We start from the raw sequence: 9241 nt of genomic DNA on the forward strand, positions 1-9241 counted from the left end.
CCCATCGGCGGTCTCTTGCAACAGGCGGCAACGGAGAGGGACTACTTCCTCGAAGCGGTCGTGGTCGCGGGAGAAAAGGGCACCTGGCCGCGGGTGAGCTACCGCGACCGCCAGTACGGCTACGAGTTCTCGAGCTTCAACGTCAAGCAAGGACGGCCCCCGATTCGCCTCATCCTGACTGACGGGAACGGGCACTTCCGGCTCACGACGTTCGAGGAATCGCTGCCTCATGCCTTCAGCACCGCGAGCTTCATGCCCGGCCGGGTGGACGAGTTCCTCGCAGGAAAGAGGTGATCAGAACGCGTCATCACCCTGCTATCGCGACCGTGATATCCTCGTCGCTTCGGAGGGGGCCAGAACGGGAGGAGCTCGATCGTCATTCGGACGGTTAGAGTTTCTTCAAGAATGGAGGCAATCGTGGCGAATCCTTTTGTTCATGTCGAGTTGCACACGAAAGACCCAGAAAAGGCAAAGAAGTTCTACACGGGCCTGCTGTCGTGGAAGCTCGAGGACATGCCGATGGGTGAGAACACCTACACGATGATTCAAGTCGGCGAGGGGACCGGTGGCGGAATCATGAAGAACCCCGCTCCGGGCGCACCCTCTCACTGGCTCGCCTACATTCTGGTCGATGACCTCGCGGCTTCGACGAAGCAAGCCGAAAAACTCGGTGGCAAGGTCGTGCAGCCGATCACCGAGGTACCGGAGATGGGCGCGTTCAGCGTCATCGCAGACCCAGACGGTGCCGTGTTCGGGCTGTGGGAGCCAAAAACGTAATCGCTGATGCATGGGGTGCCCAATCGGGCACCCCAACCACGCGGGCGGCGGTCACCGCACTGATAGGCGGTGAGGAGTTTGAGCTGTGAAAACCCAAACCCTCCGCGAAGTCAAGAACAACCTCAGCAAAGTCATCGAAGATCTGCCCGAAAGCGGACCGGTACTCATCACCAAGAATGGAACGGTTCGGGCCCTACTCATTCCCGTCGATGAGGAGACGGATCTCGAAGCCCTGATTCTCTCGAATAGTCGGAAGTTCTGGGATCTATTCGATCGGTCGGCGCGGACCAAACCATGGACTTCCTTCGATAACCTGTGACGGGTTCGCCGTCATTCAGCACTCGCCTAGCGGGCCGACCCTGTAAATGCGTTCACCATGGGCGGCATGTCGAAGCGCGGGGCTGGCACCTCTGGAGCTTCAAATTCACCGGCGTGCAAGATAAAGTCTGCCCAAATTGGGTATAATCATACCCATATTGGGTAGGACATCGATACGCATTCGACCTTCTGGGCGGCGCAGCAGTCTGGCCGATGCCATACTCACGAAAACGCAGCAGCGCGTGCTGGGCGTCTTGTTCGGCCAACCGGACCGCAGTTTCTACGCATCCGAACTCATACGCCGCGCGGGAATCGGCTCGGGTGCCGTTCAGCGAGAGCTGGCTCGCCTCGAAAGGAGTGGGCTCGTTGCGGCACGCCGCGTCGGGCACCAGAAGCACTACCAGGCGAATCCGGAATCGCCGCTTTTCTCCGAACTGCGTGCGATCATCCAGAAGACCGTGGGACTGGCTGAACCGTTGCGAAACGGCCTTTTACCGATTGCAACTCAAATCAAGGCTGCCTTTGTCTACGGGTCGGTTGCCAAAAAGCAAGACCGTTCGCAGAGCGATATCGATCTGATGGTAATCAGCGACAGCTTGACCCACGGAGAGGTCTTTGTAGCGCTCGAACGCGTTAGCCGCGAGCTCGGGCGCCAAGTGACCCCCACCGTTTATACTTCAGCCGAGTTTTCGAAGCGCGTCAAGAGCAAGAACGCCTTCGTAACGAGAATCCCCCAACAACCCAGGGTGTGGGTGATCGGATCCGAGAATGACTTCGCGGCTTGAGCGCCTCAGCTAGGCTGCTACCTGCTCTCCTGCATCACCATCCCCTCCCCTTCGAGAAGGACGTAGGAACCGGGTGCGAGTCCCTCCAGAGTTTCCTCCCCGCCTCCTGGCCACTGAATCCGGATTTCGTCGACGCGGCTCGCCGTCCCCAAACCCAGATACACCCGGGGGTCGCTGTGGGAGAGGTACCCGCGGTCGCCACGCACCTCGTGAACGGCCCATCGATCGCCGATGCGGGCGCGGACGAGGGCGCCGAGACCGTCCCGGTTCCCCGACCGACCCACGAGCCGAAGCACCACCGCTCCTTCCGCTCCGGGAATCTCGTTCCGCAGCAGAACCGGTGCGTCATCCATCACGTTCACCACGATGTCCTGGCGGAGGTCGGAGTCCAGATCGCCCAGGGCAGCGCCCCTCGAGGATCGCGGCTTCGCGAGCGCGGTACCGAACGACCGGCTCGCGTCCTCGAACGTGCCGTCGCCACGGTTCAAGAAAACTGCCATTGGCTGACGAAAGCTCTCCCCGATATTCGCCTCGTCCACCTGGGGGTAGACGTGTCCGTTCACGACGAAGAGATCCAGATCCCCGTCAGAATCCAAATCGGCCAACCGCGTGCTCCACCCCAGATAGGGAAGGCTCGGCACCATCAGATTGGCCACGTCCGACGCATCGACGAAGCGCAATCCCCCCTGGTTGAGATAGAGCGTGTTGGTGTCGTCGGAGAAGTTGGTGACGAAGAGGTCGAACTGCCCATCTCCGTTCACGTCTCCCGCGTCGACCCCCATTCCCGCCTGTTCCTTCCCGTTTCCTGAAAGCCCGGTCCCGGAGAGAAGCGATCGGTCCGCGAACGTGCCGTCGCCCCGGTTCTCGAATAGCAGATTGAGCGTCGTGTCCGTCGCCACGTAGAGGTCCTGGTCACCGTCCCGATCCAGATCCGAGAACACCACTCCCAGCGGATAGGTTTCGCGGTTCTCGACGCCGGCCCTCTCCGTCCAGTCCTCGAAGGTGCCATCGCCACGATTGTGGTAGAGAGCGCCGGAGTCGTATCCGAAGCCCCTCGGGCCGCATTGCACCTTCAGCCCCTTCCATTCGCAGAACTGTCTCGAAATGAGCCGATCAAGAAGCTCGCGGTCGAACTCCAGGTAGTTGCAGACATAGAGGTCGACGTATCCGTCGTTGTCGATGTCGCCGAACGCGGCGCTCGTCCCCCACCTCTCGTCCTCGACCCCGGCGGTAAATGGTGAGAACGTGCCATCGCCGCGATTCCGGTACAAGACGTTTGGACCATAATTCGTTACGTAGACGTCTTCGTCGCCGTCGTTATCGACGTCAGCGACCGCAACCCCTTGACCGAAACCCCGATCTCCGATTCCCGAAATCTCAGTGACATCGGTGAAATTAAAATCACCGTCGTTGCGGAAGAGACGATTGGTCTCTCCCGGCTCCCCCCGGCCGAGCCGCTCCAGAGTCGAGCCGCTCACGAAGTACACATCGAGGTCGGAGTCCAGGTCGTAGTCGAAAAGAGCGAGCCCCGAACCCATGGTGTCCACGATGTACGGCTTGTCCTTCGTCCCGGCGAGGTGGCGAAAGTCGAGTGGGGGTCGTTCGACGAGCTGCGGGGGCGAGGCCATGACGAAGAAAACGATCGAGGAAAGCGGAATGAACTGCACTCCGGGACTCAGCGGGGCTCCGCCATCTGCTGCCGATAACGCTCCATAGCGGAGGCACTCTTTGCCGCCTCGCCGAGTCGTTCGTAGGCGCTCGCCAGGTTCAAACTGAAGGCGGGGTTCTCGGGGTCGAGCTCGAGAGCCTTCTCGAAAGCCGCCGCGGCTCCGGCGTGATCTCCCACGTCGTCCAGGACGACTCCGAGCGCATTGTGGACCAGACTATTGCTCGGGCCAAGGGCCACGGCCCGTCGCGCCGCCTCGAGAGAGCCGGCGAGATCCCCCCGATCCCGAAGGAACAGGGACAGGAGGTAAGGATATTCCGCGGCCCCCGGGGCGAGCTCGATGGCCCGCCGGATGTAGCCGATCGCCACATTGAGCTGCCCGAGCGAGCGATAGCACTTGGCGAGGTAGGAATAACCTTGGTGGCTCGTCGGATCGAGATCGGTCATCTCGAGAAACGCGCCGACCGCTTCCTCGATTCGATTCTCCTCGAGAAGCTTCCGTCCGCTCCCGAGCGCCGCGACCGCTCGCCTCAGCTGGGACTCCTTCCGCGCTTCGGCGTCCCGCTGGGCCTTGAAGCGTTCGAGGTATCCCTCCGCTTCCTCGGTTCTCCCCTCACGGCTGAGCAAATTCCCGAGCGCGTAGGTCGCTTCCGACAGCTCCGGCGCCAGCGCGAGCGCTTTCTCGAAGGCGGCAATCGCCTCCTGCTTCCGCCCGAGCTTCTCCAGAAGCGCTCCGTACTCGTAATGAGTGAGCGCATAGTTGGGATCGAGCTCGAGAGACCTCTCGTAGCTCGCGAGGGCGTCGTCCATCGTCTCGGGAGCCTGCGCCTCGAGATGCCCTTTGTGATACCAGGCGAGCGCGTGATCGGGCTTCTTCTCGAGCACGCGATTGAAGAACGAGAGAGCCTCTTCCCTCTTCCGGTGACCGCTCAGAACGCCGGCGAGATGATAGAGAGCCTCGGTATCCTCGGGGTGAATCTCCAGATAGGAACGCAGAGCCTGGGTCGATTTGTCGAACTGCTCGGTCGTCAGATACAAGTCGGCGAGCGCGAGATAGGCTTCCCCCGACTTCGGTTCGACGCCGAGAGCCCCGAGGTAGGCCCGCTCCGCCTCCGCCAGGTTTCCCAGAGCGATGAAGATCTCGCCCTGGAGCAGATAGAAGACAGGCTCCTCGGCATCGAGAGCGAGCGCCCGATTCACGGACGCCAGAGCGTCGCCGAGCAGTCCTTGCTGGAGTCGGACCCAGGCCAAACTGTAGTGAACTCGGGGGTGGTCCGGCTTCAGGCGGGAAGCTTCCTCGAATGCGGCAGCGGCCTTCTCGAGCTGTCCCTCTCTCTCCGCTTCGACCGCTCGGGTGATGACGTCCTCGAACGTCGGCCGCTCCTGTGCTCCCGCGAGGGTGCCGAGCCAGAGAAGAGCTCCCACGAGAATCGTGCGCGCCGCGACCATGACCATAAAAGATGCCAGGACCCTCGGGCCCAGTCTAATTTAACCCCGATGGCGGATCCTCGTCGAGGTGGCCGACTTGGCGGGCGACGGTGGGTCCACACTGCGACACGGATATAACCGTTGGCACTATATTCTCAATGGATATATACTCCGGGGCATGAAATACGACGCCGAGAGACTCGAATCGATGCTTCCTCTGCCGGAGGCAACGTTTCACATCCTCACCGCGCTCGCGGATTGCGACCGACACGGGTACGCCATCCTACAGGACGTTGCGGCGCGGACGCAGGGAAGATTCCGCCTCGGGGCGGGGACGCTCTATCGCTCTCTCCAACGGATGCTGGACCAAGGGTTTATCGTCGAAGCCCGAGAGCGACCCGCCCCGGAGGACGACGACGAAAGGCGGCGCTACTACCGGATCACGCCGCTCGGCCGTGCCGTCGCCAGGGCGGAGTCCAGACGGTTGGCGGGACTGGTCGCGCTCGCTCGCGCGCGGGGGCTCGCGCCTCGCGGCGTGTGACACCCCGATGAAACGCGTTCACGAGCTGCTCCTTTATCTGTACCCGGCCGCCTTCCGCGCGGAATACGCGGACGAGATGAGACGGATCGTTGCCGACGGCAACAGGCAAGCGAGCGGCGTTTTCGGTACGCTCGCGTTCTGGCTCGACGTCGTTACCGACGCCCTCACTTCCGCCGCCGGAGCTCACTGGGATCTGCTGCGCCAGGACCTTGGCTACATGCGACGGTCCCTCGCTCGCTCTCCCGGTTTCGTCGTGACCGCGATCGCCGTGTCCGCGCTCGGAATCGGCGTGACCACGACCGTGTTCACGCTTACCGACCGGGTGCTGCTGCGGCAGCTTCCCTACGCCGGCGCCGAGCGTCTCGTGAAGCTGTGGGAGGCCGTGCCGCAGTATTCCCGGATGGAGCTCTCTCCCGCGAACTACCGGGACTTGAAGAGCCGCGCCCGCTCGCTCGAGACCTTCGCCGCGTACTACTTCAATCCGGTCAACCTCGTCGGCGAAGGCGAGCCGTTGCGGGTTCGGGGCGTCGCGGTCACGGGCGAGTTCTTTGTCACTCTCGGCGCCGAGCCCTTGCTCGGCCGCGTCCTGGACGGCGCCGACGATCGTGAGAGCGCCGAGCCCGTGGCCGTCCTCAGCTACCGGCTGTGGCAGAGCCTCTTCGGCGGCGAGCCGGTGCTGGGGAGAACGGTACGTCTCGACGGCACGCCCTACGAGGTCGTCGGGGTCATGCCGCAAGACTTCACCTATCCCGCACGCGACAGCGACCTATGGACCACGGCACGCTTCGGGCCGGATGACTTCGAGGACCGCAACAACAACTATCTCTACGGTCTCGCTCGACTCGAAGCGGGCCACACTCTCGAAGAGGCGCGCTCCGAGCTCACCCTCGTCGCGGCGCGGCTCGAGGAAGAGTATCCCGAGACCAACCAGGACGTCTCGGTGACGATGATTCGCCTGCGAGACGACGTTCCCAGAGATGCACGACTGATGCTCTGGGGTCTCGCCGGCGCTTCGGTTTGCGTTCTCCTGATCGCCTGCACCAACCTCGCGAGTCTTCTCCTGGCGCGCGGTCTAGAGCGGGACAAGGAACTGGCGGTCCGCACCGCGATGGGGGCCGGCCGCGAGCGTCTCGTCCGCCAGCTGCTCACCGAGAACCTGGCGCTCGCCGGGCTCGGAGGGTTCATCGGGTTGCTGTCCGCCAACGCGGTCGTGCCCCATCTGGTTCGGCTCGTGCCCGCGAGCCTCCCCGTGGGAGAACCGTCGGCGGCCGACGCTCGGGTGCTATGGTTCGCCGTCCTGGTCACCGGTGTCACCGGCATCGGATTTGGAGTGCTCCCGGCAATGCGTGGACGTCGCGGCATGGAGCTCTCCGGACTTCGCGAGGGCGTTCGCGCCGGCATCGGCGGCCGCCGACAGCGGCTTCGCTCGCTGCTGGTGGCGGTACAGGTGATGGCGACCGTCGTGCTGTTGACGACCTCGGGCCTACTGATGCGTGCTCTCGTTCGGGTCTCGTCGCAGGATCCGGGTTTCCGCACCGAGGATGTCCTCGCCGTCCAAACGCCCGTGGCCTGGACCGCCTATCAAGAGACGGCTCGCCGGGCTGCGCTCTACGACCGCATTCTGACCGAGACGCGAGCCCTGCCGGGAGTCTCTCACGCGGCCTTCACGAGCTATCTCCCGATGGAAATCGGGGGAGGCATCTGGCCGGTCAAGATTCCGGGACGCGAAGAGACGGGCGGATCGGGACGACAGGGTCCATGGACCGCCAGTCTTCGGTTCGTCACTCCGGGGTTCTTCGCGACGATGGGCATTCCCCTGCGAGCCGGGCGTGACTTCGACGAGCGCGACAATGGGACGGCACGCTACGTCGCCGTCGTGAGTGAATCATTCGTCGAGCGTTTCTGGCCCGATGAGGATCCGCTCGGCAAACGCTTCGAGTTCGGATTCGCCGAGCGAGAGGTAGCGGGCGTCGTGGGCGACATCCGCGTACGCGGCCTCGAGCGCCCGAGCGAGCCTCAGGTATACCTGCCGTACCGGCAAGTGCCGGACGGGAGCCTCATCGGCTACGTCCCGAAAGAGCTCGTGCTGCGGGCGGCCGCGTCTGGAGAGACGCTGGTCGCGGAGGTTCGGCGGATAGTCCGCCGGGCGGACGCCGAGCTGCCGGTGGGAAAGGTTCGTACGCTCGCCGAAGTCGTCGGTGAGCAGACGACGCCGCGACGAGTCCAGGTCGGCTTGCTGGGTGCGTTCACCGCGCTGTCGCTGACATTGTCCGGCATCGGCCTCTACGGGCTTCTCGCCTTCTCGGTATCGCAGCGGCGGGGCGAGCTCGGCCTTCGCATCGCCCTCGGCGCCCCGGTGTCCGGGATCGTCGCCATGGTGATGCGGCAGGCGGCGGTCTTGACCGCCGCCGGAGCCTCGGCGGGTATCGCTGTCGGTTACGCCGCCGCGCGCGGGCTCGAATCTCTTCTGTTCGGCGTCCGACCCGGTGATGCGCCGACATACCTCATCGCGGGTGGCATCGTCGCGATCCTGGCGCTTTCGGCCTGCGCGTTACCCGCTCTCCGGGCGGCGCGCGTCGATCCGACGGAAGCGCTCCGCACCGAGTAGCGCCACTCCGGGCCGATCACGAACCACCGGAGTCGCTGTCCGGCTCCGTTCGCGCCCGTCCACTACGAGCCGGTATCTCCCCCATCGAGCTTCGCAGTGATCCGGTCCCGGATCCAGGCCGGGTCCCACCACTCGATGGGATTGACGGCCAGACCCTGCACCAGGAGAGTGAAGTGGAGGTGATCGCCACCGGCGAGTCCGGTCTGCCCGGTGCGTCCCAACACATGGGCCTTCTCCACCTCCTGGTTTTCCGTGACCTCGATCGCGGAAAGGTGACTGTAGAGGCTCATGAGGCCGAAGCCGTGGTCGACCACCACGGTGTTCCCGTAGATGCCCAGATATCGGGCAAGGACGACCACGCCGCGGTTCGCGGCGGGAACGGGGGCGCCCCGCACCGAGGCCAGATCGAATCCCAGGTGGTCCTGGCGGTCCACCTCCCGGCCTTCGAAGCGGTAGGTGCGGCGGTCGGCGAAAGCGGACGTGACCTGGCTATTGGGGAGCTGGTCGAACGGACCGGTCCAAAGAAAGCTCGGGCGGGACCGGCTTCCCAGCTCGCGCAGGGTCTGAGTGTTGCGGGCGCGCAACTCGCCGTTGATGGCCAGGTAGTTCTGGAGCAGATCCCCGCGGTCAGAAAGCTCCGGCGTCTGCGAGAGAATCTCCGGCACCACTTTCTCCATGAACTCGACCGAAAGCTGGATCGTGTCGCTCTTTAGAGGACGGGGAAAGAAACGCTCGATAAACGCGATCGAGCTCGTGTTCCCAAAAGAGTCCGAGGCGACGAGTCGGATCTTCGAATCATCCGGGAGGTCGTACGGAACTCCGTAAAGCGCGAAGCGCTCGGTGGCCAGGCCTCCGGGAAGCGGATACCCGCGGAAGAACCAGCTCCCCGCCTCCACTCCGTCGCGGCCACCCTCCTCGAGGACGACGTCGGCCACGCGGTACACGACAACTCCGCTTCCTCCCTGCGCGGCATAGTTCTGGCTGGAAGTGAGACCCAGCGCCGGAGCCGTGAGTCGAACCGGAAGCACGGTGTCGTTCACGGTCTCCCGGGGCCCGATGAGAGCCGCCCCCGTGCCGCGGGCCGTGACCCGCAGGAGAAGCTCGCCTTCGGATAATCC

General features: G+C 64.0%; 9 protein-coding genes. 6 read left to right on the forward strand and 3 right to left on the reverse strand.

The features are described from left to right. The 4 genes from VEK15_11940 to VEK15_11955 form a co-directional block, all read left to right on the forward strand. A partial coding sequence (locus VEK15_11940; GenBank protein ID HXV61400.1) for a hypothetical protein occupies positions 1–294 on the forward strand: 294 nt, incomplete at its 5' end. A 123-nt stretch (positions 295–417) separates the two neighbouring features. Beyond that, a complete protein-coding gene (locus tag VEK15_11945) occupies positions 418–777 on the forward strand; it encodes a VOC family protein (GenBank protein HXV61401.1) in 360 nt (119 codons plus the stop codon). An 85-nt stretch (positions 778–862) separates the two neighbouring features. Next, positions 863–1096: a type II toxin-antitoxin system Phd/YefM family antitoxin gene (locus VEK15_11950; GenBank protein ID HXV61402.1), complete on the forward strand. Its 234-nt coding sequence runs from the start codon at positions 863–865 to the stop codon at positions 1094–1096. A gap of 157 nt (positions 1097–1253) precedes the next feature. Then, complete coding sequence (locus VEK15_11955; protein ID HXV61403.1) at positions 1254–1880, forward strand: nucleotidyltransferase domain-containing protein; 627 nt, start codon at positions 1254–1256, stop codon at positions 1878–1880. Between the two features lie 17 nt (positions 1881–1897). Here VEK15_11955 and VEK15_11960 read toward each other — a convergent pair whose 3' ends face one another. Beyond that, positions 1898–3547 (reverse strand): CRTAC1 family protein, encoded by a 1650-nt coding sequence (locus VEK15_11960; GenBank protein HXV61404.1) that lies wholly within the window; start codon positions 3545–3547, stop codon positions 1898–1900. 8 nt (positions 3548–3555) lie between these two features. Then, the gene (locus VEK15_11965) at positions 3556–5001 is read right to left on the reverse strand and encodes a tetratricopeptide repeat protein (protein HXV61405.1); all 1446 of its coding nucleotides are present in this window, start codon (positions 4999–5001) and stop codon (positions 3556–3558) included. A gap of 151 nt (positions 5002–5152) precedes the next feature. On the opposite strand from VEK15_11965, the gene VEK15_11970 reads away from it, so the two are divergent. Both VEK15_11970 and VEK15_11975 read left to right on the forward strand, forming a co-directional pair. Continuing rightward, entirely contained in the window at positions 5153–5515 is a 363-nt protein-coding gene (locus VEK15_11970; GenBank protein HXV61406.1) for a PadR family transcriptional regulator, read from the forward strand. 7 nt (positions 5516–5522) lie between these two features. After that, complete coding sequence (locus VEK15_11975; protein HXV61407.1) at positions 5523–8123, forward strand: ABC transporter permease; 2601 nt, start codon at positions 5523–5525, stop codon at positions 8121–8123. A gap of 62 nt (positions 8124–8185) precedes the next feature. On the opposite strand, the gene VEK15_11980 is transcribed toward VEK15_11975, so the two are convergent. Then, the coding region (locus VEK15_11980; GenBank protein ID HXV61408.1) for a M23 family metallopeptidase at positions 8186–9241 on the reverse strand (1056 nt) is incomplete at its 5' end.

This window comes from Vicinamibacteria bacterium (genome assembly GCA_035620555.1).
Lineage (GTDB): Bacteria > Acidobacteriota > Vicinamibacteria > Marinacidobacterales > SMYC01 > DASPGQ01.

What these genes read in the sequence shown, in the direction of transcription:
- VEK15_11965 (HXV61405.1), bottom strand. Translation starts at nt 5,001, where the DNA reads ATGGTCATGGTCGCGGCGCGCACGATTCTCGTGGGAGCTCTTCTCTGG.
- VEK15_11970 (HXV61406.1), top strand. Translation starts at nt 5,153, where the DNA reads ATGAAATACGACGCCGAGAGACTCGAATCGATGCTTCCTCTGCCGGAG.
- VEK15_11975 (HXV61407.1), top strand. Translation starts at nt 5,523, where the DNA reads ATGAAACGCGTTCACGAGCTGCTCCTTTATCTGTACCCGGCCGCCTTC.